This window comes from Tamilnaduibacter salinus (assembly GCF_003096655.1).
Lineage (GTDB): Bacteria > Pseudomonadota > Gammaproteobacteria > Pseudomonadales > Oleiphilaceae > Tamilnaduibacter > Tamilnaduibacter salinus.
Genome location: NZ_QEKQ01000003.1, coordinates 341,967 through 364,615, shown reverse-complemented (window position 1 = coordinate 364,615; position 22,649 = coordinate 341,967). Strand labels below are relative to the sequence as shown.

Genomic DNA, 22,649 nt, shown 5'->3' with positions numbered 1-22,649 from the left:
GCCATGGCTGGCGGGACCTGACAGGAGGGTACCTTTGAAACGGCGCCCTCCCACTTCCCTATCTCTTTTAACCGGCAACCACCAACGACACAATACGATATAACCGAAATGATCGATGACCGGTGCCCGGAAACATTCAGCTGGGGCTGTCGACCTCGTTTTTCAAGCCCGGCTGCCCTATGCGGAATCAATCTGACTGGGCTCGATGGCATCCAGATGACGCTTGACCGCCACCCAGGCCCCAAGCCAGCCCAGCAGAGCGCTGAAAACCAGCATGAGAAGCCCATCGGCGAAGGACAGGCCGGCAAGCACGAAATCGCTCCGGTACAGGCTCGCCAGCCGCCCCACCGGGCCGCTCAGCCACCAGAACGAGACCACCAGCAATATCCAGGCGCAGAGACCGCCCCCAAGACCGTACCAGACGCCGGTATACAGAAACGGTCGACGGACGAAAGCATTGGTCCCGCCCACCAGCTTGCTGACCAGGATCTCATCCCGCCGGCTTTCAATCGCCAGACGGATGGTATTGCCGATGACCAGCACCAGTGCCACGGCCAGCAGCAGCGCCAGTGTCCAGACGACCCGACCCAGCAACTCGGTCATGGTGCTCAGGCGCTGGAGCCAGCCCAGATCCACCTGCACCTGCGCCACCGCCTCCAACTGGCGCAGCTCGCCGACCAGCGCCTCAACCCCCTCGGGCGTCCGCACCGGCTCGGCGGGTGTGGCCATCACCGTGTGTGGCAGTGGGTTGGACTCCAGATAATCAAGCGCATCGCTGAGCCCGGAGGACGCCCGGAACTCCGCCAATGCCTCGTCCCGGGGGATAACGGCGACGTCGGACACGTCCGGGCGGCTCCCCACCTTCGCCGCCAGCGCCTGGAGCTGGGCCTGGTCAGCGGACTGTTCCAGATACAGCGTCACCCGGGCCGTGCTCTCCCACCCGGCGCTCACCCCCTGAAGACTGGACAGCAGGAGCAACAACCCCATCGGAAGGGCCAGCGCAATGCCCATCACCAGCCAGGTCATGCCACTGGTCAACGGCTGGGCGATCAGGCGCTGAAAGCTCTGCCGAGCCGTCTTACGGTGGTGGGCCACGTAGCTGTCCAACAGCACTCGCCAGGCCGTTTTCTGTCGGGCCGCGCCCCGGCGGGGCCCGGCATCACGCTGCGATTCAGTGGCCATGGAGTTGCTCCCGGGGCGATGCGCCACCACTGACCAGCTCACCTTCTCTCAGCGTCAGCACCCGATTGCCCATGGCGCGGACCAGTTCAGCATCGTGACTGGCCACCAGCACGGTGACGCCGACCTGGCTGAACTGCTCGAACAGCTGCATGATGTCCGCGGACAGCTCCGGATCGAGATTCCCCGTGGGCTCATCCGCCAACAGCAGCGGAGGCTTGTTCACCACGGCCCGGGCAATGCCGACGCGTTGCTGCTCACCACCGGAGAGGGCGATCGGATTCATCCGCTCCTTATTCAGCAACCCCACCTTGTCCAGCGCCGCCCGTACGCGCCGCCCGATCTCTCCCGGCGGCGCCCCGATCACCTCCAGCGGCATGGCGACGTTGTCGAACACCGTGCGATCAAACAACAACTGGTGGTTCTGGAAGACAACGCCGATGTGACGCCGCAGGAACGGCACCTGACGTGGCCGCAGCCGGTTGAGCGCCTGACCACCAACCAACACGTTTCCGGCGCTGGGCCGCTCCATGACCGTCATCAGTTTCAGAAGCGTACTTTTACCAGCGCCGGAGTGACCGGTCAGGAACGCCATCTCGCCGCGATCCATGGCAAAGCTGACGCCTTTGAGCGCCGTATAGCCGCCATCATAGCGTTTACTGACCCGGTCGAATTCGATCACTGAGCGGTCTCCGGAAACGTGTTCAGGACGCGGGCTCGTCGTCGAACAGCGCATCGACAAAGGCTTCGGAGTCGAAAGGGCGCAGATCCTCCACCGACTCCCCGACACCAATGTAGCGGATTGGCAGACCCAGCTGCCGGGCAACCGCAAAGATGATGCCACCCTTGGCGGTGCCGTCCAGCTTGGTCAGGGTGACGCCGGACACGCCCACCGCCTGCTGGAACACCTGCGCCTGGCTAAGGGCGTTCTGGCCCGTGCCGGCATCCAGCACCAGCATGACCTCATGCGGCGCGTTCTCGTCGAGCTTTTTCATGACGCGAACCACCTTTTCCAGTTCGCTCATGAGATTGTCCTTGTTCTGCAGGCGACCGGCGGTATCGGCAATCACCACGTCCGTGCCTTTGGACTGGGCCGACTGAATGGCATCGTAAATGACCGAGGCGCTGTCCGAACCGGTTTCCTGCGCCACCACCGGCACGCTGTTACGCTCGCCCCAGACCTGGAGCTGCTCTACCGCCGCCGCGCGGAAGGTATCCCCCGCCGCCAGCATCACCGACTGCCCCTCGCTCTGGTATTTGCGGGCCAGTTTGCCGATGGTCGTGGTCTTGCCGACGCCATTGACACCCACCATCAGCATGACGAACGGCTTCTTGCCGGTCGTATCGAGCGGCTCGACGCACCCACTCAGCACACCCCGAAGCTCTTCTTTGAGCGCCTGACGCACGGCATTGCCGTCTTTCAGCTCCTTGCGTTCCAGTCGCTCGGTCAGCGATTCGATAATCTCTGTGGTCGCCGTGATCCCCACATCCGCCGTCAGCAGCGTGTCCTCAATCTCCTCCAGCAGATCGTCATCCACCGCTTTATCCAGAGAGAACAGGCCCGCGAGTCCCGACCCGAGATTGTCACGCGTCTTACCGAGTCCACTGCGGATACGCTGGAAGACAGAGACTGGCGCCGGCTCGGGTTCCGGCGCCGGTTCCGATGGCTCCGCTACCGGCGGCGCCTCGACCGTTTCACCCTCGGGCAGAGGCTGGGCACGCTTTTCCGGCTCCGGCTTTTTCTGGGGGACCGGATGCGGGCGCGGCCGGGCACGGCGATTGCCGACCAGCTCCAGCACGAACACCAATACCAGCAGGGCCAGCAGCCCGGTCATGATCCATTCACTCATCATTGCGTCACAGTCCTGCGTTGATCACAAAAAGGACGAGCGCGCCGTCTGTCGGCGCTACTCCAGGGCCGCACCGTGCCCCCGGGGAAAACGGCATTTTATAGACCCGCCCGCGCCCCGTCCAAACGACCCGAAATCGGTTACACTTCCCAGCGTCAATCAGGCAGAGGCGGCTATGGCGCGCAAACGGTCCCGAGGAAATGGTTCCAGACGCCCGGAACAGGGCGAATTACGGCTCATAGGCGGCGATTGGCGCCGTCGCGTGCTGACCTTTCCCGCCGTGGACGATGTACGGCCGACGCCGGCCCGAGTGCGTGAGACGCTGTTCAACTGGGTAATGCCCATGCTGCCGGGCGCCCGTTGCCTGGATCTGTTCGCCGGCAGTGGCGTGCTCGGTCTGGAAGCGCTGTCCCGGGAAGCGGCCTCGGTCACCTTCGTCGACCAGTCGCGGCCGCTTTGTCGCGCGCTGTCGGACAACCTGCAGACCTTGGGCACGGATCGGGGCGAGGTCGTCCAGGCCGATGTCCGGCGTTTTCTGGCCCAGGCAACCACCCGGGCCATGGACCTGATCATGCTGGACCCACCCTTTCGTCAGGACTGGCCGGAGCAGCTCATCCCGTTACTGGCGCAAAACGGCTGGGCAGCACCAGGCACACTGGTGTATCTCGAAAGGGAGAAGGAGCAGTCGCTGCCCGCGCTCCCGGTGGGCTGGACGCCGCACCGGGAGAAAACCGCGGGGCAGGTGCGCTATGTGCTGATACGGGTGGAATGTCGCGACGGCGGGAATCAGGCCCGCAGCGCGTAGCTCCGCAGAAGCGCGGAAAACTCTTCCAGATGGCGGATGCCGCTGGCCTCAGCCTCACGACACCACTCCAGCAGCGCCTGTAATTTCTCCTGCTGCTTCAGCCCGCGCCGACGCCAGAGTGCCTGCAGTTCCTGATTCTTTTCGTGGATCTGGCGCAGCACGGCATCCCGTGACAGCAACGAGTCCAGCCGCTGACGCTCCTGCGGCTCAATCAGCTCGTGGTCCCGCACCAGCAGTTTGCGGGCACGACGCAGCATCGGGCGCAGATCGTCCGCCACCCGGTTTTTCTGCTGACGCAGAGCCGGCTCCAGCACACGCTTGCGGTACTGGCGCATGATGTCGAAGCGATTGTTGGTGATCGCCTGAACCGTTTCCACGTCCACCGCATGCTTGCCCGGCACACGCTGGGCAATGGGACGGTAGCCCTTGGGCGTCGCCAGCCCCAGCGCCTGGAACAGCCGGATATACCCCCAGCCGATGTCGATTTCATACCAGCGACGCGACAGCTTGGAGGAATTCGGATAGGTGTGGTGATTGTTGTGCAGCTCTTCACCGCCGATAAAGAGGCCCCACGGCACGATATTGCGGGCATTGTCCTTACACTCGAAGTTGCGATAACCAAAGTAGTGGCCAACGCCGTTGACGACCCCGGCTGCCCAGACCGGGATCCACATCATCTGCACCGCCCAGATCCAGATGCCATGCACACCGAACAGCGCCAAATTGATCACGGCCATCAGCGTAATGCCCAGCCCGTGGTGAGGGGTATAGACGTTACGCTCGATCCAGTCCTCTGGCGTGCGTTGACCATAGCGCTCGAGCGTTTCCGGCGTCGCGGCTCCCGCGTAGAGCTCCGCGCCTTCGGTCAGCACCTTTTTCAGGCCCAGAACCACTGGGCTGTGAGGGTCGTCTTCGGTTTCCGTGGTCGCATGGTGCTTGCGGTGGATCGCCGTCCACTCTTTGGTGACCGTGCCGGTGGTCAGCCACAGCCAGAACCGGAAAAAATGGGCCAGCGCCGGATGCAGGTCCAGCGAGTTATGCGCCGAATGGCGGTGGAGGTAAAGGGTGACACTCACGATCGTGACGTGGGTCAGCCCAAGAGCCACCAGAATCAGCTGCCAGACCGGCAGGTCCAGAAGACCGTAAAACCACATACAGGGAAACCTCAGACAAATAGAACAGAGCGATACTAGCTTACAGGTGTTCACCGCCTCAAGCGACCGCTTCCTGTAACAGAGCGTGGGCGTTTTGTATGACGATCCGTTGACATTCCCGGGGCGGACACCAAAATCGGATGGCCAGACCGACCATCACCCAGGAGACACCCACCCGTGCCCGAACTGCCGGAAGTCGAGACCACGCGACGCGGCATTGAGCCGCACCTGACCGGGCGCGCCGTCACCGAAGCCCGTGTCCTGAATGGCTCGCTGCGCTGGCCAGTGCCCGAGGACCTGCCAGACAAGCTGATCAGCCAGATACCTCGGGCTGTCGAGCGCCGGGCCAAGTATCTGCTGATCCGGTTCGATCACGGCACCGCCATCGTCCACCTTGGGATGTCCGGCAGCCTTCGGGTCATCACCGATGACAGCCCGCTGATGAAACACGATCACATTGAGCTGACGCTCGAAGGCGGTCAGCGCCTGCGCTACAACGATCCACGGCGGTTCGGCTCCTGGCACTGGACCGACGCGCCGCCGGAGCACCATGCCCTGCTCGCCCCGCTGGGACCCGAGCCGCTATCGCCGGATTTCACCGGCGATGGCCTCTACCATCGGTCCCGGGGACGGCGCATGCCCATCAAGGCATTCATCATGGACAGCCGCACGGTGGTGGGCGTTGGCAACATCTACGCCTGCGAAGCCCTGTTCATGGCCGGCATCCATCCCCAACGAGCCGCCGGGCGGGTCAGCCAGGAACGGTACCGCCGCCTGGTCTCGGCCATTCGGGACATTCTCAGCGCCGCCATTCTGGATGGCGGTACGACACTGAGGGACTTCGTCAACAGCGAGGGCAAGCCCGGCTATTTCGCCCAGTCTCTCAGCGTCTACGGTCGCGGCGGTGAGCCGTGCCACCATTGCGGGAGGCCGTTGCGCGACAGGCGCCTCGGTCAGCGCGCCACGGTCTACTGCCCCCGGTGCCAGCGATGATGGAACGGGACGCCCGCCCTGTCCCGCCTGCTTGAAAATACGGCATAATGTTTCATAGTTAGGACAACACTCATGACCATTGCCGCCCGCGCAACCGGGCGAATTCAGGAGACCCCTATGAAAACCTCGCTGACCCGAACCCTGGCCGCTGCGCTGGCGTTCTCCCTGATGGCATTCTCAAGCATCGGTCACGCCGACGTCGCCGAAGAAGAGCCCAGCGCCCTGGCCATGACCACGGATGCCCTCTTCGTCCGGCCCGCCATGTTTGGCGTCACACTCGTGGGCGGCGCCGTCTACGTGGTCTCGCTGCCATTCTCATTGCTGGGCGGCAACGCCGAGGAAGCGGCGGAGACCCTGTTCCTCAAGCCGGCGGAAACCACCTTCATCCGCTGTCTGGGCTGCACGCGCCCCGGACGCAAGGGCGAGGCAGTCTCCTCCGACGGTAGCCAGTAAGCCGGCATTGACGGTATCCCCTATTGCAACGTGGCACCCGCCCCACCATCCTTCGAACGCCACTGGCAACCGGGTGACCACGCATGATTGACTGGGCTTCACTGGATACCGTCCTGCTGGACATGGACGGAACGCTGCTCGACCTTCACTTTGACAGTCATTTCTGGCTGGATCACCTGCCGCGGCGGTACGCGCAGATCAAGCAGCTCCCTGAACAGACCGGGTACGAACAGATCGTGCCGCTGATTGAGTCCGAGAAGGGCCGGCTCCACTGGTACTGCACCGATTACTGGAGCAACCGGCTGGATGTCGACGTGGTCGCACTCAAGCGGGAGGTCCGGGACCGGATCGGCTATCGCCCCGAGGCGGAAGCATTCCTGAGGGCGCTGCACCGCAGTGGTCGGCGGACCGTGATCGTCACCAACTGCCATCCCGATCCGCTGACCCTCAAACTGGAGCGCACCGGGCTGGACCGGCACGTCGACCGGGTGCTGTCCACCCACGAGTTCGGTCGCCCCAAGGAAGACCGGCAGTTCTGGGTGGATCTGGCGCGTCGCGAGCCTTACGACCCGGAGCGGACTCTGATGGTCGACGACAGTCTGCCGGTGCTTGAAAGCGCCGCCGATCACGGCATCCGTCACCTGCTGGCCATACTGGCGCCGGACAGCAGTCAGCCGGCGCGCCATCACGACGGCACGCTGCCGGCCATCCACCATTTCGACGAAATCCTGCCCGCGCTGGAGACGGTCTCCCGAAACGGGTGACGACGCCAGCATTCGGGTTACAATGTCGACACAGTCACCAATCACCACGGGTTATGGGTTCAGACAACAGCGACCATCGGGTGCGGCTCGACAAATGGCTCTGGGCCGCGCGGTTCTACAAAACACGCTCGATCGCCAAGGCGGCGATTGAAGGCGGCAAGGTCCACTACAACCAGTACCGCACCAAGCCCGGCAAGATGGTGGAAGAGGGGGCCACGGTCCGCCTCAAGCAGGGGACGCAGGAAAAAGTGGTCGTGATTGATCGTCTCAGCGAGGTCCGTCGCGGCGCTCCCGAGGCCCAGACTCTCTACCACGAGACTGAGGACAGCCAGGCCCGGCGCGAAGAAGAGCAGTGGCGCCGCCGGACCCTGCAGGCGGCGGACCGACCACCGGCCCGGCGCCCCAACAAAAAGGACCGGCGGGATATCCGCCGTTTCAAGGACCAGCATGGTCTCTAGCCGATGACGCACCAGCCCCGACCCGTGCATTCAAGAGATTGCTTTTATGGCCTTTGACGACGAATTCCAGCGCTTTCTGTTCGAGGAAGGCGATGTCCGGGGCGAGTGGGTTCGCCTCTCCGACAGCTACCGCACCATGACGACCCAGGCCGACTACCCCGCCAGCATCCGCCATCTGCTGGGCGAATCCCTGGCGGCCAGCGTCCTGCTGAGCGGCACACTCAAGTTCGACGGTAGCCTCTCGATCCAGGCCCAGGGCAATGGCCCGGTGCGAGCCCTGATGGCCGAGTGCACCCATCAGCAGAATCTGCGCGGACTGGCCCGGTTCGATGCGCCGGGCGCCGGTGCCGATGAAAGCCTCGACGGCCTGCTCGGACAGGGTCAGACCGTTATTACCATCACACCTGAGAGCGGTCAGCGCTATCAGGGGATTGTGCCCCGCGAAAGGGACACCCTGTCCGGCTGCCTCGAGGACTACTTCGAGCGTTCAGAGCAGATCGATACTCGCCTGTTTCTGTTCGCTGACGATCACCAGGCGGCGGGCCTGCTGATCCAGCGCCTGCCGGGCAGCACCGAGGTCGATCCGGACCTGTGGGATCGCGTCACACACCTGGCAGGCACGATCAAGCCCGAAGAGCTGCTGACCCTCGACAGTGACACCCTGCTGCACCGCCTGTTCCATGAGGAAGCGCTGCGACTGTATCCGGCCAACCCGGTACAGTTCCGCTGCAGCTGCAACCGCGATCGCACACTCTCGGCTCTGGAGTCGATCGGCGAGGAAGAGTGCTACAGCATTCTCCGTGAACAGGGCAGCATCGACATGGACTGCCAGTTCTGCCACGCCCAGTACCGGTTCGACCGCAGCGACATTGACCGGCTGTTTCACGGCCAGCCGCTGCATTGACGCCCGCTCTTCCGGGCCCAAACCCACCCTGACCGACTGACTGCCGGGTGACGCAACAGGCGCCACTCCGGCCAGTCGTTTTTTACCATTGTCTCTGGCATAATGGCGCGCCTGTGTTGGCGGACCTCTCACCCGACACGCAGCTCGACGGTGTGCCGAGGTCCCGGATCCCCAATTGCTCCCAGCACGACCCGTTTCAGGTGCGGGCGCTTCCGGTATCCATCCCGGACGGAACACGGAGCAATGCCGAATACATCCCAAGGGCGAGGTCGAAGTGAGTAACACCTACACTGATTTGAGCGCAGCACGACTGGTAGAGCTGGCACTGGAGCGCAATGAGGGCCAGCTGGCCGCCAACGGGTCGCTCGTTGTGAAGACCGGGAACCGGACCGGCCGTTCCCCCATGGACCGGTTCATCATCGACGAGCCCAGCACGTCGGACGCCATTGAATGGGGCCCGATCAACCGCCCCTTTGATGCCGAGCGGTTTGATGCGCTCTGGGACCGGGTGGAAGCCTACCTGGCCGACAAGACCCGGTTCATTTCCCACCTGCACGTCGGTTCGGATCCGGAGCACTACCTGCCGGTGCGCATGACTACCGAGACCGCCTGGCAGAACCTGTTCGGCCGCAATCTGTTCATCCGCCCGGAAGGCTACAACCCGTCGGACAAACAGGAATGGCAGATCCTCAACGCCGCCAACTTCGAGTGTGACCCGGAGCGCGACGGCACCAACAGCGACGGCTGCGTGATGATCAACTTCGCCAAGCGCAAGGTGCTGATTGCCGGCATGCACTACGCGGGCGAGATGAAGAAGGCCATGTTCTCGGTCCAGAACTTCCTGCTGCCCGAGAAAGACGTGCTGCCGATGCACTGCTCCGCCAACGTCGGCGAAGATGGCGAAACCTGCCTCTTCTTCGGCCTCTCCGGCACCGGCAAGACCACCCTGTCCGCCGACCCGGACCGGTACCTGATTGGTGACGACGAGCACGGTTGGGGCCCGGGCACGGTCTTCAACGTCGAGGGCGGTTGCTACGCCAAATGCATCGACCTGAGCCGCAAGAACGAGCCAATCATCTGGGACGCCATCCGCTTCGGCGCCATCGTCGAGAACGTGGTGGTGGACCCGGAAACCCGCGAGCCGGACTACACCGACGTCTCACTGACGGAGAATTCGCGCTGCGCCTATCCGCTGGACCATGTTGAAAAGCGTGTTCTTGAGAACCGCGCCGGCGAGCCCTCCGCCATCGTCTTCCTGACCTGTGACATGACCGGCGTTCTGCCGCCCGTGTCCGTACTGAACAAGGAAGCCGCGGCCTATCACTTCCTGAGTGGTTACACCGCGCTGGTGGGCTCGACGGAAATGGGCTCGTCTTCCAAACTCAAGTCCACCTTCTCCACCTGCTTCGGCGCGCCCTTCTTCCCGCGTCCGGCCGGCGTCTACGCCGAGCTGCTGATGAAGCGCATGGAGGAGTTCGGCAGCCGGGTTTTCCTGGTCAATACCGGCTGGACCGGTGGCCCCTACGGCGTGGGCAGCCGCTTCAGCATCCCCACGACCCGGGCGATCATCAGCGCCATTCAGAACGGCGACCTGGACAATGTCGAGACCCGGCATCTGGACAAGCTGAACCTCGACGTGCCGGTCTCCGTGCCGAATGTGGACGACAACCTGCTCAACCCGCGCAACACCTGGAGTGACCCGGCCGAATACGACGCCAAGGCCCAGGAGCTGATCGGGCAGTTCGTCGACAACTTCAGCAAGTTCGATGTGGACGACGCCATCGTCGAGGCCGGCCCGCAGCTCTGATTCCAGAGCGAACACAGCGGGAAACAGGAACGGCGCCCCTCGGGGCGCCGTTTTTTGTGGTCAGCCGGCTATCACAAGCCGTCGGTTGGTGACCCGCGGCGCCCCTCACGCATAGAACATCAACGGCACAAAGGCCACCAGCAACAACGAGATGCCCATGACGATCAGCGGCATGATGATCCGTTCGTGGCGTTGATAGAAAGTGCCACCCTCGTTCTGGGCCGCCAGCACTTCCTGCTCGCCCACCACCTGACGGGTCAGCAGGTGGTTGAGTGCCACGGGTGGGCTGAGATAGCCCAGTTCAAAGGCCACCAGCGTCACCATCCAGAAATGGATTGGATTCACCCCGCTGGCATAGGCCATCGAGGCGACCGTGGCGCTGACCAGAATGACCGCGCCGAAGGCGTCCATGATCATCCCGAGGATCACCAGCACCACCACCATCAGCAGCATGGCCGTCCAAGGACTGTCAAACGAGGCCGGAAACATCTGCATGAGCTCCGCGCGCTCGATCACGCCACCCAGGCTGACCGACAGACCGAACAGCAGCAGCAACGCGCCAATCTCGGCGGTGGTGTCGTTGGTCGCTGCCCGGATACTGCGCTCGAACCCCCGGGGCGGTTGTCGTGGGCCCTCCGCGGGACGGCGGCGGCCAGCGAAGTGCTCGTACACCAGAATGGCCAGCATGATCACCGGCAGAATACGCGGCGCGGAGAACTCATCCACCCCCACATCCAGGGCCAGGCTGTAGAACAGCACCACCCCCGTAATCACCAGAGCGTACGGAACCAACGGCAGCAGTTCGCGCGCCATGGCGGGCATCGCCTCGCCAAAAGGTGCCGGCTCAAAACGGCTCTGGCGATTGATTGTGTTGGAAATCAACAGGAACATGCCGGCGGTCAACAGGAACACCCAGACGCCCCAGCCAAACAGGTCGTCCGTGGTCACCTCCCGGTTGAGGTAAGCGATGATCACGACCAGCAGGCAGGGTCTCAGCACCACGCCCAGCGACCCCGACATGGCAGAGGCTGCCAGCGCCAGGTGCCGGCGGGCACCGGCGGCCCGCAACTCACTGTAGATCACCGCGCCGGCGGCAATCACGAAGATCCCGGAGGCACCGGTATAGGCCGTCGGAATCGCCGCAACCGCGACCGCCACCACCGCCAGCGCTTCCGGTGGCAGACGCCAGGGGCGGAACACGTTGAACACCAGCGTCGCCAGCCGGGTCTGTTTGAGCATCATGCCCACCCAGACGTACAGCGCCACGTTCAGGAACATGCTGGACAGTTCCATCAGCTTGTCCAGATACACGCCAATCCCGGCCCCATGGCCGATAAACACAAAGTAGCTCCCCGAAATCAGGCACATGCCGGTATAGAGCGGAACGGCCAGACCGGCCCGGCCCAGATCGCCGCCGGGAATCAGATCCGATGGCGGACGGATCAGACGGTAAAGGGAGGCCAATGCCAGTACGGCGAAACAGACAATCCAGAAGTCGTGAAGCAGCTCCTGCTCCAGCGACACCGCTCCCACGTCGTGCGAGACCTGACGATAGAGCACGCTGGAGCCCATCAGCATCACATTGGCAATGGTCTGAAGCGTGTAGGACAGGGTGTAGTCCAGCCGCGTCTCCATCGGCCGCATGGCAATGTGATGGCGACTCAGCGTTGCGGTGGCGGCGCAGATCATGACGATGGCAATCAGAATATAGGGCTGCGCCGTCAGGCCCGCTGCGATGATGTCGCCAATGAAGCCCTCCACGGCCCGATAGGCTTTCACCGACGGCGTAATCCGCTCCTTGAGCGTGGCAAAGTCCGCATGCTTTTCCCGGCACTGGGCAATGGCATTCTCGACGGATTCACGGACCTTGGCACGGTCCACCGTCGCCTCACCCAGCAGTGATGTCACACTGTCCTGCTGCGAGGACTGCAGCTGTCGGACCCGGGCATCGACGGCCTGATCGACCGAGCGGTCCGGGTTACATTCCGGGCGGCTCGGATCTTCCCGCAGCTTGAAATAGCCGCTCCAGAGCGCTTCGCCGCCACTGAGCATCTGGTTGTGAATATCGCTGCTGGTGGAGAACAGTACGACCAGCAACAGGAGCAGACAGGCCGGGAGTGAGGAAAACCATTCCAGTCCCGTCCGTTGAGTGGTTTCATTCGCCATTCCGGGCGTTCCTGTGACCGCAGTGTGGGGAAAGGCGCGCTCCGGGGAACGCGCCTGATGCTACAGAATGCCTTCCAGATCCATCGCCTCGGCGTCGGACTTCTGGTCATCCCAGAAGGTGCCCAGTCCATCCACTGGCGTGCGGTGACCGGTCTCCTTCATCCACATCCGGTCCGAAATGGCGCGAATGTTGTGTGTCGCCAGCTGGTCGATCAGGCGCCACTGCTCATTGGCGGGGTGTTCCTCAACTTCCGACACGTGCCGGCGAATCGTATCCCGGACCAGCTCATCCTTATTCTTGTTCTGCGCGGCAATGACCTGGAACACATGGGTCAGCCGGACCCGCGCTTCTTCGCCCAGCTCGGCCGCTCGCGCCAGACGCTCGAATGGGTCTTCGCCCTGAGGCACGGAGCCGGGAATCATTGCCCAGACGGTCGCACGCAGCCCCATCGGCACGCCCCACCACTTCTCGTTGTCGACACAGCGAGTGGATTCAGCCACCAGAGAGCCCATGTTTTTCGGGACGCCGGCCGCTCCGCTGGATTGAATATCCGCGTTCAGGGCCTGCAGGCCCGATATCAAGCCGGCGATATAGATAAACTCATCATACTCGCTGTCAAAGGACGGGCATTCGCCTTGGGCGGCCTCGCCGTAGTACGCCTGATGGTGCTTCCAGCCATCGTAGTAGCGGGAGGCGGTGGTCTCGTAAAGACGCCGCTGGACAATCATGGCGTCCTGGGACGCCTCTGCGTTACCCGCCTCAAATGCCGCCAGCCCGCGCAGGTCGGCCTCCCGGGCTTCGCTTTCCATGCAGCCACCTGTCTGGAGGCTCATCAGGACGCCCAACTGGTGCGGCTCACTCGTGACCCGCCGAAACGACATCAGCAGCGGTTTGGTGGCCTCGTTCATGGAGCAGGCCATTTCGAGGTCGCTGGTTTCAAGCAGGTAGGGCACCGTATGGGAGGCGGAGTAGGCCTGAAGCACATCGCCCGTGGTCTTGTAGATCAGACTGCATCCGCCCAGTGACAGAGCCAGTGCACCGGCCGTGATCAGGCGGAAGGCGCCTTTTCGCAACATCGTCATACCCTGTTTCCTTTTGTATTGTTTTGTTGTGATTGTGGGACGCTGCCCTTCCCTCAGCGGTTCGCTAGTTGACATGCCATTCAGACCCGCTATATCTGATAGCCAAGCCGTCGCTGTCGTCGGAAGGCATTCGCGGTGGCTTGCCGTCCAGAGACAACAAGGAGCACACAATGCGCAAACCAGAACTCGCCAGCGCGATCGCTGACCAGACTGGCCTGACCAAAGAAAAAGCCAGCGAAGTGATCAATGCCGTAACCGATCAGATTTCCGCCGCGACGGCCCGCGGTGATGACGTTTCTCTCATCGGCTTTGGCACCTTCAGCGTTCGCAAGCGCGATGCGCGCACCGGACGCAATCCCCAGACGGGCGCCACCATTCAAATCCCCGCCAGCCGTACCGTTGGCTTCAAGGCTGGCAAAGCGCTCAAGGAGGCCGTCAGCGGCTGACGCATACCCGGGCAGGCGGGCGACGACCCATCTGCCCGGACCCTCCGTTACCCCGAGCACTCCGCCCGGGAGGCATCCACCCGGCAACGAATCGCTTTCATCAGCTTGAGCGCTTTCTCGTCGTATACGCCATCCTCAAGCAGTGCCAGGCGCACCTCCCGGAGCATCTGATTGTATTCGGCGACATCTTCCTCGGGCGGGTGCATCCAGAGGTCATCCGGAATCTCGGCTTCCGCTTCGGCGATGATGTCATACGCCTGGTTGATGCGCTCCACCGCCTGATTGCGAACCATCTGCCCGGCGTTTTCCGGGAAACGATCCTTGTGCAGGATGACCTGGAAATTCATGTAGGCCACGGCGTAGTCGAAAACGCCGCCATCCGGTTTCACGCCCTTGTAGAGCTCCAGCGGCGTGTAGGCGACCGCTGGGGCATAGGCGATATCGACACTGCCATTGTTGAATTTGCCGGCGAATGATGCCGAGTTGGCGCCGACCACCGAAGCGCCGACATGACGTACCATTCGCAGCGACGGTTTGTCGTAGTCGAGCGTGGCGATCTTCTTGCCCTGCAGTTCTTCGACGGTGTCGATGGAACGGTCACGGGTATACAGATAGACAGCGCCGCCTGGGAAGATGCCGGCCACTTCATACTTTTCGGTGGTCAGCAGCGGACGCGCCTTGGGTTGGCTAAGGGTGTTGAACAGCAGCCGCATCTCCTTCTCGCCCGGAATGGCGCCGAGCGCCTCCAGGCTGCCGGTGAACCGGTTGAACTGTCGTGCGCGGGTGCCCGTCAGCAGCACCGCATCGCACTGCCCGGCCTTGAAGTCCTCAGCCGCCACTTTCTCATCGGTGTAGGCACGCAGGTCGAGTTTGACGCCCTCTTTCAGGGCCACCGGTTTGAAGCTCTTCGTAATGGAAAACAACGGGCCGTTGGCACCCACCGGATCGAAAACACAGAGACTGCGCTCAATCACGTCCTGATCCTGCTGGGCGAGAGCCGGTGCGGCCATGCCCAGACACAGCGCGGCAATACCCAACGCCCGGCGAGTGAGGGAAGCTTTCATTCGTGCGATCTCCTGTTGTTTTTATTGATTGCCACACCACCCTAGGAACTTCATCCCGGTTTGGCGTTGGCAGAAGTGCCCATTCCTCTGGGCAGTGATGCCATGAAAGGGCCTGATGATGGCACAGGCAGCAGAGGACCGGGACCGGCCGCCGGCCGGTCCAGCGGGGGATTTTTCGATATTGTGAGGAAGTTCGCGCTTTAGGAGTCTGCGCGGTGGAAATCGTTCCACTGAGAGGCCATTTTAACGGTCATTTGAGGCGCATAGTGGTTTTATATAACAACAATGAGTGCTCAAAAGGGACCGCAGTGGGGCGGTCGAAGCGGTGCGACTTTCTATCGCCCAGACTCCTTCAGGTAAGTCCTGATCCATTCCCGGCATTGTCGCCGGTGCTGTGGACGGGATGCCCGCCACACCACGTCTGATGGACCACACCCGGCAGCGACCGATCCATCACCGGCGCGTTCTTGCCCGTCGACATCAGCGTGTCCGCCGAGGGATGCCATTCAGCAGCGGGATCGAACAGACACAGGTCGGCATGAGCGCCTTCTACAAGGGCGGGCTCCGGCAGGTCCAGCACGGCCGCCGGCCCCACTGTGAGCGCGCGGATCAACGCAGACTGCTCCAGCTCGCCGGCAGCGACACGCTCAAGTCCGAGCGACAGCACACTCTCAATGGTGGACAGTCCCGGCGCCGTCTCGGCCAAAGGCGCCCGCTTGGCGGCATCATCGTGCGGCTGGTGCTGGCTGACGATGGCACTCAGGGTGCCGTCGTTGACGCCCGCGAGCAGGGCCTGACGATCCCGTTCCGAGCGCAACGGCGGACGCAGGTGAAAGCGGCTGTCGAAGCCACCCAGCGCCTCTTCCGTGAAACACAGATGATGAATCGCGACGTCGCCGGTAACCGCCAGGCCCCGGTCACGGGCCTCCCGCAGCATGGCCACACCCCGGGCTGTCGACAGCTGCGACAGATGCAGACGCACGCCGGTTTCCTCCGCCAGCAGCACCATCTCGGCCACCGCCGCCGTCTCGGCCACCTCCGGCACGCCGACCAGGCCCAGCCTGGCCGTGATCCGGCCATCGTGGGCAAAGCCGCCAGCGGCCAGCGTTGCGTTCTCCGGCTGCAGCATCAACGTGATGCCAAACGTGCGGGCGTACGCCATGCAGCGTCGCAGGACCCGGGCGTTGGCCAACGGCTCACCCCCATTGGACAGCGCCACACACCCGCTGCCCGTCAACCCAACCATGTCGCTGAGGCGTTCCCCCGCCAGCTCCCGGGTGGCGGCACCCAGGGGCAGCACCTGAATCGGTGAATGGCGGGCGGCCAGATCCCGGATCAGACTCGTAATCGCCCCCGAGTCGTTGACCGGCGAGGAATCCGGCGCGGTGCACACGGTGGTAAAACCGCCCCGGGCGGCGGCCCGGGCTTCGCTCGCCATGCTCCCTTTCTGGCCGTCACCCGGCTCCCGGAGGCTGGCGTACAGATCCGTCAGGCCCGGCGTCAGCAGACAGCCATGCCCGGACACCACCCGATCGACCGGCGACTCATCCGCGGGCGCGCCGAGCGCCGCGACCCGTCCACGGTCAATCAGAACCGACCGGTCCGTTTGCTGCCCCGAGGCCGGGTCCACCAGCGTGGCCCCTTCAATCCGCACCCGCTCCGGGTTCCGTGCCCAGGTCAAACTCATGACGAGCCCTCCCCGGTCCGGTTCCAGGCTGTTGCCCGCTGCCCGCCCATGGCCATCGACATGACCGCCATGCGGATGGCGATGCCGTTGGTGACCTGATCGAGAATGACCGATTGCGGCCCGTCCGCCACGGCCGATTCGATTTCCACCCCGCGATTGATCGGCCCCGGGTGCATCACGATCGCCTCTGGATGGGCCCAGGCCAGTTTCTCGTTGCTCAGGCCGTAGACCCGGTAGAACTCCCGTTCGCTGGGCAGCAATGCCCCCTCCATGCGTTCACGTTGCAGGCGCAGCATGATGATCACATCCACATCCGCCAGTCCGGACTGCATGCTGTCGTCCACCCGGCAGCCCAGCGACTCCACGTCTGTCGGCAGCAGAGTGTCCGGTGCAATGACCCGCACCTCTTCGACCCCCAGCGTATTCAGCGCCCGGATCTGGGCCCGCGCCACCCGGCTGTGCAGGATATCGCCCACGATGGCCACCTTCAGTCCCTCAAAGCCGCCCTTGTGCTGACGGATGGTGAGCATGTCCAGCATCGCCTGGGTCGGGTGCGAGTGACGACCATCCCCGGCGTTGATGATCGCAACACCGGGAGTGACCTGACTGGCAATGAAATGGGCCGCGCCGCTGCGGGAGTGACGCACCACGAACATATCGCTGGCCATGGCTTCGAGGTTGAGAAGCGTGTCGGAGAGCGATTCCCCCTTGGCGGTCGCCGAGGTGCCGATGTCCAGATTGAGAACATCGGCGGACAACCGCTTGGCGGCCAGCTCGAAGGTACTGCGTGTGCGCGTGCTGGACTCGAAGAACAGATTGACCACGGTGCTCCCGCGCAACAGCGGTACATTCTTGATCCGGCGCGCGCCCACTTCGATGAACGAATCGGCGGTATCGAGGATGCGCGTGAGCATGGTCCGGTCGAGACCATCAAGGGTCAGGAAATGGCGCAGATCGCCGTCGTCCGTCAACTGGATGGATCGGGCCGGATCTTCGACAACGCTCATTGATCGCTCTCCCCGCCACGTGCGTCCGACAGGGTTACCGCCTCAACCCGGAGCGGGTCGGGGCCTCGCAGTTTGAGGCGCTTGTCCCGTGGCAGCGTCAGCGACTGACCGGCAATGTCCGGCTGCACCGGCAGCTCCCGGGCACCGAGATCCAGCAGCGTAGCGAGGACGATGCGCGCGGGGCGCCCATAATCAAACAGTTCATTCATGGCAGCCCGAATCGTACGACCACTCATGATGACGTCGTCCACCAGCACTATGTTGCGGCCTTGCGTCTCAAACGGCAGAGACGAGGGCCGGACCCGGGGGTTGAGGCCCAGCCGGGAGAAGTCATCACGATAAAAGGAAATGTCCAGCTCGCCGATGGGCTCGCTCAGTCCGAGACGTTCATGGAGTCGATTGGCGAGCCAGACCCCGCCGGTGCGGATGCCCACCAGGGCCGGGTTGTCCAGCTGCTGGTACTGGCGTCGAACGCCGTCTTCCAGATTCGCCAGCAGCTCATCCATGGGTAACAGTGAGGTCATTGCGATCTCCCGCCGGTAACGGCCCGCTAGTGTCCCGTCGGGCTAATTCCTTAATCGACTGCTTGCCTCTGAGGGCTCTGACCAAGGCGCCAGTCTGCAGGTGTGGTGGTTCCACATCAAAGACTGGCAACACAGGCTCAGAGCCCTCAGAGGCAAGCCCTTCGGGAGCTTCTGAAACACCGAAGAGCTAGGCGTGCTGGTGAAGGTTTGGTGGTTCCAAATCGAGACAGCACAACGACGCTATTCGGTGTTTCAGAAGCTCAGTAGGTTAAGGAATTAGCCCGACGGGACACTAGTCTAGCACGACCCGGAGGCCTGACGGGATCAGCCCCCGGTCAGCCACGTCTGCAGAATCAATACCGCCGCACGGTCATCCACCCCGTCGCGACCAAAATCCTGCGAGCCACCCTCCGCCATGACCTGCCCCTTGGCCTCATAGCTGGTCAGACGCTCATCCACCATCACCACAGGCCGACCATACCAGGCCTCCAGGCGGCGCCCGAACTTGCGGGCGCGGCGGGACATCTCGCTTTCACTGCCATCCATGTTCAACGGCAGACCAACCACCAGGACATCCGGCTGCCACTCACTGATGAGGGCTTCAATCCGGGACCAGTCGGGAATGCCATCGCGGGCAGGCAACATGGTGAGGGGTCCGGCGGTGCCGGACAGGGTCTGGCCCGACGCCACCCCAATCCGGCGATCACCAAAATCGAAACCAAGCGCACGCTGATGCTGGAATTCAGGCATGGCCAACGGTGTTGGTGAGCTGATTGAGGTCGATGCCCATCGCCCGCAGGACCCCGGCATAGCGGGACTCGTCGGGTGTTCGAAACAACAGGTCATCGTCGGCCGGCGTAACCAGCCAGCTGTTGCTCGCCAGCTCCTCTTCAAGCTGGCCCTCGCCCCAGCCCGAATAGCCGAGCGCCATCAGATACTGGCGCGGCCCGTCGCCCCGGCCGATGGCCTCCAGTACGTCCCGGGACACCGTCAGGGAGATCCGGTCCGAAACCGGTATGGTGCCGTGCCAGTCCCCGCCGGTGCGGTGCAGGACGAAGCCGCGCTCGGTCTGCACCGGCCCTCCGGCATAAACCGGCTGATCCGGCCGTTCGCGGCGGATGTCGAGCTGATCCAGCACTTCCCCGACGGTGATTTCCAGCGGCTGATTGACCACGATGCCCATGGCGCCTTCGGCGCTGTGCTCGCACAGATACACCACGGCACCGTGAAACCCCGCATCCTCAAGATAGGGCGACGCCACCAGGAAATGATCACGAAGAGAATCGTCCGTCTGAGTCATGCAGCCAGTATTCGCTCCCTCGCCGAGTTTGGCAAGCGCCATATCAGCCCTGCCCCGAGGTCAGCCCCCGTTGCTGGAAGGACCAAGTTCGGATGATCTCTAACTGGTCGATACGCCCTTTCATCTCTGGCGTAAAGGACTGGAACGGCGCTGCCATGCGTACGATCCGGATGGCGGCGTCGTCGAGCACGCGACTGCCGGACGACTCCAGGATTTCCACATCCTCCAGGCTGCCATCCCGGCGCACCACAACCACCATCCGCAGCGAGCCATAGATGCCGGCCCGGCGGGCTTCGGCCGGGTAGTTGAGGTTGCCCACCCGCGTGACCCGGCTGACCCAGTTCTGGACATACCACGCATTGTCCGAACTGAGCGTGGAGGCCGCGGTCACGCGCAGGATCCGGGGGCGGCGCGCGTAAGCCCGGCGCTGCCTGTCCAGCTTCGCCTCAAGGCTCGCAATCTCCAGACTGCGCTGCATCAGGCTCTTTTTCTTCGCCGGCTCTTGCGTCTTTTTCCGGGATTCCTCGGCCGTTTCGGTCGACCGTTCGCGCTCGCTGTCGGCGGTCGTGGTGACCTGCTGTCGGTCCGTGTCCTGCTGCTCTGGCGTGGACTGGGGCTGAGGCGGCGTCACCGGTTTGACCTGGGCATCCCGCACCGGTGCCTTGCGCGTGGTGGTGACCTGTCGCTTTTCCTTTTGGGTGCCGCTGCCCTGTTGATTCGTCGCGGCCAGAAAGTCCGCCTCGTCCGGCGCCTTTTTATCGTCGAAACGGGACAGCGTAATGTCCATGGTCTGGGCCTGCGGCTCAGGCTCCTGCGGCGCAAAGGTCACGCCCAGCACCAGAATGCCGTGCAGCGCCACCGCAACGAACAGCGTGAATGTAAGCCGGTCGAATTCACTGACCTGGACCGCCATGGGTGTCACCGTGTCTGATTAAAGCCGTTTCTCAATAGCATCCAGCAATTGTGCCGAGATGTCCGACTCGTAGATGCGATCCAGTTCGCGCACGCAGGTCGGGCTGGTGACATTGATCTCGGTCAGGTAGTCGCCAATGACGTCAATACCGACAAATATCAGTCCTTTCTCACGCAGCGTCGGCGCGATCCGCTCGCAAATCGCCCGGTCGCGATCGGTCAGGGGCCGCCCTTCACCACGACCCCCGGCGGCCAGGTTGCCGCGATTATCGCCTGCAGAAGGAATCCGCGCCAGCGCATAAGGCAGCGGCTCACCATCGATCAGCAGAATGCGCTTGTCACCCTCCCGGATCTCCGGCAGGTACTTCTGGGCCATCGCCTGATGGGCGCCATCCTGGGTCAGGGTCTCGATGATCACACCGAGGTTGTCATCCCCCGGACGCACCCGGAAGATCGACCGGCCGCCCATGCCGTCCACCGGTTTCATGATGACGTCCTCATGCTCGGCGTAGAACGCCCGGAGGCGCTCTGCCGAACGGGTCACGATCAACGGCGGTGTGCAATCGGTGAAGCGGGCCGCAAACAACTTCTCGTTACAGTCCCGCAGGGCCGCGGGCGGGTTCACCACCAGCGCACCCGCGTCGGCGGCGGCATCCAGGATGTAAGTCGCCATTATGAACTCACGGTCCACCGGCGGGTCTTTGCGCATCAGGATGACATCCAGATCTCCCAGCGCCTCATCGCGGGACTCCCCCATCATGTACCAGTCCGACGGGTCCATGCGGACCGTCAGCGACCGGGTCCGGGCCCGCGCCTCCCCCCCATTGAGGTAAAGGTCCGGCAGCTCCATGTAGACCAGTTCCCAGCCCCGCTGCTGGGCCGCCCACAGCATGGCGAGCGAGGTGTCTTTCTTGTAGGTAATGGCCTCAATGGGGTCCATGATGACCCCGAGTCTGACGGTCATAGTGAACGTGCCCTTCTGAAATTTCGGTTAAAAACCGGAACGGGTCAGCAATGCGCTGCCTGAAATTAGTGCTATCCTTCCCTGCTGAGGGCGTCATTGTAACGAAAAGCGTGCGCAGACGCTGCTCAACACGCGGCCTGGTACATTCCGTCACAAACTGACGCTTTTTTCCGGCGGGCCTATACTTTATAACAATGTGGCTTCGTAGAATGGCCCGACGATGTGTGTTAAAACGTCCGCTCAAACCCCCGGACGGGGCCGGACGCCTCACGGGGCGCGACAGCAACCCCCCGGCCACAGATAACAACATTCCGAAGAGCGCAAGGCTGTTGGACAATGGATGACAACTTCGAAAACCTGAAGATCATGGTGATCGACGACAGCAAGACGATTCGTCGCACCGCCGAAACCCTGCTCAAGAAGGTTGGCTGTGAAGTCATCACCGCAACCGACGGGTTCGACGCATTGGCGAAGATTGCGGATTCCCAGCCCGACATCGTCTTCGTGGACATCATGATGCCGCGGCTCGACGGCTACCAGACCTGCGCTCTGATCAAGAACAACTCTGCGTTCCAGAAAACACCGGTCATCATGCTATCCAGCAAGGATGGTCTCTTTGACAAGGCCAAGGGGCGCATCGTCGGGTCCGATCAATACCTGACCAAACCCTTCAGCAAGGACGAGCTGCTGAACACCATCCGTCAATATGTTCCCACAGCGGAACAGTAATCCAGACCGACGCAAAGACGCATTGAGGAACTCATGGCCCGTATCCTGATAGTCGACGACTCTCCCACCGAAGTACAGAAGATTTCCAGCATGCTGGAAAAGCACCAGCACGATGTGATTTCGGCGGACAACGGCGCCGACGGCGTGGCCAAGGCGCGGGCGGAAACCCCCGATCTCGTACTGATGGACGTCGTCATGCCTGGCCTGAATGGTTTCCAGGCCACTCGTCAGTTGACCCGTTCACCGGACACGGCCTCTATCCCGGTCGTGATTGTCACCACCAAGGACCAGGAAACCGACCGGGTCTGGGGCACCCGTCAGGGCGCCAAGGGCTATTTGGTGAAGCCCGTCAACGAGGACGAACTCGTCAAGACGATTGACAGCCTTATTTCCTGATTTC

24 protein-coding genes are annotated in these 22,649 nt (G+C 63.0%); 10 read left to right on the top strand and 14 right to left on the bottom strand.

What is annotated here, in order from left to right; genetic code table 11:
- Positions 1-177 precede the first annotated feature (177 nt).
- From ftsX to ftsY, 3 genes are read right to left on the bottom strand one after another with little or no spacing between them, the layout of a single operon-like run.
- Positions 178-1,182: a permease-like cell division protein FtsX gene (ftsX, locus tag C8D92_RS06705; RefSeq protein WP_116918814.1), complete on the bottom strand. Its 1,005-nt coding sequence runs from the start codon at positions 1,180-1,182 to the stop codon at positions 178-180.
- Positions 1,172-1,861, bottom strand: coding sequence for a cell division ATP-binding protein FtsE (gene ftsE, locus C8D92_RS06700; protein ID WP_095612105.1), 690 nt, complete (start codon positions 1,859-1,861; stop codon positions 1,172-1,174). Before ftsE ends, ftsX begins: the two co-directional genes overlap by 11 nt.
- Before the next feature lie 22 nt (positions 1,862-1,883).
- The gene (gene ftsY / locus C8D92_RS06695) at positions 1,884-3,032 is read right to left on the bottom strand and encodes a signal recognition particle-docking protein FtsY (RefSeq protein WP_116918813.1); all 1,149 of its coding nucleotides are present in this window, start codon (positions 3,030-3,032) and stop codon (positions 1,884-1,886) included.
- Between the two features lie 172 nt (positions 3,033-3,204).
- Between ftsY and rsmD the strand changes: the two genes are divergently transcribed.
- Entirely contained in the window at positions 3,205-3,834 is a 630-nt protein-coding gene (gene rsmD / locus C8D92_RS06690; RefSeq protein ID WP_116918812.1) for a 16S rRNA (guanine(966)-N(2))-methyltransferase RsmD, read from the top strand.
- Here the strand turns inward: rsmD and C8D92_RS06685 are convergent.
- Positions 3,816-4,988 carry a DesA family fatty acid desaturase gene (locus tag C8D92_RS06685; protein ID WP_116918811.1) on the bottom strand — a complete coding sequence of 391 codons (1,173 nt, stop codon included), beginning with the start codon at positions 4,986-4,988 and terminating at the stop codon, positions 3,816-3,818. The two genes, rsmD and C8D92_RS06685, sit on opposite strands and share 19 nt — an antisense overlap.
- A gap of 177 nt (positions 4,989-5,165) precedes the next feature.
- Here C8D92_RS06685 and mutM point away from each other — a divergent pair, with 177 nt between their 5' ends.
- The 6 genes from mutM to C8D92_RS06655 all read left to right on the top strand — a co-directional run bounded on the left by mutM (position 5,166) and on the right by C8D92_RS06655 (position 10,367).
- On the top strand, positions 5,166-5,981 hold the full coding sequence (mutM, locus tag C8D92_RS06680) for a bifunctional DNA-formamidopyrimidine glycosylase/DNA-(apurinic or apyrimidinic site) lyase (protein ID WP_116918810.1): 816 nt from the start codon (positions 5,166-5,168) through the stop codon (positions 5,979-5,981).
- Positions 5,982-6,098: 117 nt separating this feature from the next.
- A complete protein-coding gene (locus tag C8D92_RS06675; protein ID WP_095612100.1) occupies positions 6,099-6,434 on the top strand; it encodes a hypothetical protein in 336 nt (111 codons plus the stop codon).
- 83 nt (positions 6,435-6,517) lie between these two features.
- Positions 6,518-7,198, top strand: coding sequence for a GMP/IMP nucleotidase (yrfG, locus tag C8D92_RS06670; RefSeq protein ID WP_116918809.1), 681 nt, complete (start codon positions 6,518-6,520; stop codon positions 7,196-7,198).
- 53 nt (positions 7,199-7,251) lie between these two features.
- Positions 7,252-7,656, top strand: coding sequence for an RNA-binding S4 domain-containing protein (locus tag C8D92_RS06665; protein ID WP_116918808.1), 405 nt, complete (start codon positions 7,252-7,254; stop codon positions 7,654-7,656).
- Between the two features lie 46 nt (positions 7,657-7,702).
- Positions 7,703-8,560, top strand: coding sequence for an Hsp33 family molecular chaperone HslO (gene hslO / locus C8D92_RS06660; RefSeq protein WP_116918807.1), 858 nt, complete (start codon positions 7,703-7,705; stop codon positions 8,558-8,560).
- A 250-nt stretch (positions 8,561-8,810) separates the two neighbouring features.
- On the top strand, positions 8,811-10,367 hold the full coding sequence (locus C8D92_RS06655) for a phosphoenolpyruvate carboxykinase (RefSeq protein WP_095612113.1): 1,557 nt from the start codon (positions 8,811-8,813) through the stop codon (positions 10,365-10,367).
- 105 nt (positions 10,368-10,472) lie between these two features.
- Here C8D92_RS06655 and C8D92_RS06650 read toward each other — a convergent pair whose 3' ends face one another.
- Both C8D92_RS06650 and C8D92_RS06645 read right to left on the bottom strand, forming a co-directional pair.
- On the bottom strand, positions 10,473-12,533 hold the full coding sequence (locus C8D92_RS06650) for a TRAP transporter large permease subunit (RefSeq protein WP_116918806.1): 2,061 nt from the start codon (positions 12,531-12,533) through the stop codon (positions 10,473-10,475).
- A gap of 60 nt (positions 12,534-12,593) precedes the next feature.
- The gene (locus tag C8D92_RS06645) at positions 12,594-13,616 is read right to left on the bottom strand and encodes a hypothetical protein (protein ID WP_207775131.1); all 1,023 of its coding nucleotides are present in this window, start codon (positions 13,614-13,616) and stop codon (positions 12,594-12,596) included.
- 170 nt (positions 13,617-13,786) lie between these two features.
- Here C8D92_RS06645 and C8D92_RS06640 point away from each other — a divergent pair, with 170 nt between their 5' ends.
- Positions 13,787-14,062, top strand: a complete 276-nt coding sequence (locus C8D92_RS06640) for an HU family DNA-binding protein (protein ID WP_095612095.1) — start codon at positions 13,787-13,789, stop codon at positions 14,060-14,062.
- A gap of 47 nt (positions 14,063-14,109) precedes the next feature.
- Here the strand turns inward: C8D92_RS06640 and C8D92_RS06635 are convergent, their stop codons facing one another.
- The 8 genes from C8D92_RS06635 to gshB form a co-directional block, all read right to left on the bottom strand.
- Positions 14,110-15,126 (bottom strand): putative solute-binding protein, encoded by a 1,017-nt coding sequence (locus C8D92_RS06635; RefSeq protein ID WP_095612094.1) that lies wholly within the window; start codon positions 15,124-15,126, stop codon positions 14,110-14,112.
- 352 nt (positions 15,127-15,478) lie between these two features.
- Positions 15,479-16,813 (bottom strand): dihydroorotase, encoded by a 1,335-nt coding sequence (locus tag C8D92_RS06630; RefSeq protein ID WP_116918805.1) that lies wholly within the window; start codon positions 16,811-16,813, stop codon positions 15,479-15,481.
- Entirely contained in the window at positions 16,810-17,820 is a 1,011-nt protein-coding gene (locus tag C8D92_RS06625; RefSeq protein WP_095611635.1) for an aspartate carbamoyltransferase catalytic subunit, read from the bottom strand. The genes C8D92_RS06630 and C8D92_RS06625 overlap by 4 nt, the downstream gene beginning before the upstream one ends.
- A complete protein-coding gene (gene pyrR, locus C8D92_RS06620; protein ID WP_095611634.1) occupies positions 17,817-18,344 on the bottom strand; it encodes a bifunctional pyr operon transcriptional regulator/uracil phosphoribosyltransferase PyrR in 528 nt (175 codons plus the stop codon). Before pyrR ends, C8D92_RS06625 begins: the two co-directional genes overlap by 4 nt.
- A 324-nt stretch (positions 18,345-18,668) precedes the next feature.
- Positions 18,669-19,094, bottom strand: coding sequence for a Holliday junction resolvase RuvX (gene ruvX / locus C8D92_RS06615; protein WP_116918804.1), 426 nt, complete (start codon positions 19,092-19,094; stop codon positions 18,669-18,671).
- Positions 19,087-19,644, bottom strand: coding sequence for a YqgE/AlgH family protein (locus C8D92_RS06610; RefSeq protein ID WP_116918852.1), 558 nt, complete (start codon positions 19,642-19,644; stop codon positions 19,087-19,089). The genes ruvX and C8D92_RS06610 overlap by 8 nt, the downstream gene beginning before the upstream one ends.
- Positions 19,645-19,687: 43 nt before the next feature.
- On the bottom strand, positions 19,688-20,557 hold the full coding sequence (locus tag C8D92_RS06605) for an energy transducer TonB (RefSeq protein ID WP_116918803.1): 870 nt from the start codon (positions 20,555-20,557) through the stop codon (positions 19,688-19,690).
- 18 nt (positions 20,558-20,575) lie between these two features.
- Positions 20,576-21,520 (bottom strand): glutathione synthase, encoded by a 945-nt coding sequence (gshB, locus tag C8D92_RS06600; RefSeq protein ID WP_116918802.1) that lies wholly within the window; start codon positions 21,518-21,520, stop codon positions 20,576-20,578.
- Between the two features lie 336 nt (positions 21,521-21,856).
- Between gshB and pilG the strand changes: the two genes are divergently transcribed.
- Both pilG and pilH read left to right on the top strand, forming a co-directional pair.
- Positions 21,857-22,249, top strand: a complete 393-nt coding sequence (gene pilG / locus C8D92_RS06595; RefSeq protein WP_095611631.1) for a twitching motility response regulator PilG — start codon at positions 21,857-21,859, stop codon at positions 22,247-22,249.
- 33 nt (positions 22,250-22,282) lie between these two features.
- The gene (gene pilH, locus C8D92_RS06590) at positions 22,283-22,645 is read left to right on the top strand and encodes a twitching motility response regulator PilH (RefSeq protein WP_095611630.1); all 363 of its coding nucleotides are present in this window, start codon (positions 22,283-22,285) and stop codon (positions 22,643-22,645) included.
- Positions 22,646-22,649: the final 4 nt, after the last annotated feature.

Bases quoted from the DNA above. Each gene is read 5' to 3' on its own strand.
- ftsX (WP_116918814.1), bottom strand. From the start codon at position 1,182: ATGGCCACTGAATCGCAGCGTGATGCCGGGCCCCGCCGGGGCGCGGCC.
- ftsY (WP_116918813.1), bottom strand. From the start codon at position 3,032: ATGATGAGTGAATGGATCATGACCGGGCTGCTGGCCCTGCTGGTATTG.
- rsmD (WP_116918812.1), top strand. From the start codon at position 3,205: ATGGCGCGCAAACGGTCCCGAGGAAATGGTTCCAGACGCCCGGAACAG.
- C8D92_RS06685 (WP_116918811.1), bottom strand. From the start codon at position 4,988: ATGTGGTTTTACGGTCTTCTGGACCTGCCGGTCTGGCAGCTGATTCTG.
- C8D92_RS06675 (WP_095612100.1), top strand. From the start codon at position 6,099: ATGAAAACCTCGCTGACCCGAACCCTGGCCGCTGCGCTGGCGTTCTCC.
- yrfG (WP_116918809.1), top strand. From the start codon at position 6,518: ATGATTGACTGGGCTTCACTGGATACCGTCCTGCTGGACATGGACGGA.
- C8D92_RS06665 (WP_116918808.1), top strand. From the start codon at position 7,252: ATGGGTTCAGACAACAGCGACCATCGGGTGCGGCTCGACAAATGGCTC.
- hslO (WP_116918807.1), top strand. From the start codon at position 7,703: ATGGCCTTTGACGACGAATTCCAGCGCTTTCTGTTCGAGGAAGGCGAT.
- C8D92_RS06650 (WP_116918806.1), bottom strand. From the start codon at position 12,533: ATGGCGAATGAAACCACTCAACGGACGGGACTGGAATGGTTTTCCTCA.
- C8D92_RS06645 (WP_207775131.1), bottom strand. From the start codon at position 13,616: ATGACGATGTTGCGAAAAGGCGCCTTCCGCCTGATCACGGCCGGTGCA.
- C8D92_RS06640 (WP_095612095.1), top strand. From the start codon at position 13,787: ATGCGCAAACCAGAACTCGCCAGCGCGATCGCTGACCAGACTGGCCTG.
- C8D92_RS06635 (WP_095612094.1), bottom strand. From the start codon at position 15,126: ATGAAAGCTTCCCTCACTCGCCGGGCGTTGGGTATTGCCGCGCTGTGT.
- C8D92_RS06630 (WP_116918805.1), bottom strand. From the start codon at position 16,813: ATGAGTTTGACCTGGGCACGGAACCCGGAGCGGGTGCGGATTGAAGGG.
- C8D92_RS06625 (WP_095611635.1), bottom strand. From the start codon at position 17,820: ATGAGCGTTGTCGAAGATCCGGCCCGATCCATCCAGTTGACGGACGAC.
- pyrR (WP_095611634.1), bottom strand. From the start codon at position 18,344: ATGACCTCACTGTTACCCATGGATGAGCTGCTGGCGAATCTGGAAGAC.
- ruvX (WP_116918804.1), bottom strand. From the start codon at position 19,094: ATGCCTGAATTCCAGCATCAGCGTGCGCTTGGTTTCGATTTTGGTGAT.
- C8D92_RS06610 (WP_116918852.1), bottom strand. From the start codon at position 19,644: ATGACTCAGACGGACGATTCTCTTCGTGATCATTTCCTGGTGGCGTCG.
- C8D92_RS06605 (WP_116918803.1), bottom strand. From the start codon at position 20,557: ATGGCGGTCCAGGTCAGTGAATTCGACCGGCTTACATTCACGCTGTTC.
- gshB (WP_116918802.1), bottom strand. From the start codon at position 21,520: ATGACCGTCAGACTCGGGGTCATCATGGACCCCATTGAGGCCATTACC.
- pilG (WP_095611631.1), top strand. From the start codon at position 21,857: ATGGATGACAACTTCGAAAACCTGAAGATCATGGTGATCGACGACAGC.
- pilH (WP_095611630.1), top strand. From the start codon at position 22,283: ATGGCCCGTATCCTGATAGTCGACGACTCTCCCACCGAAGTACAGAAG.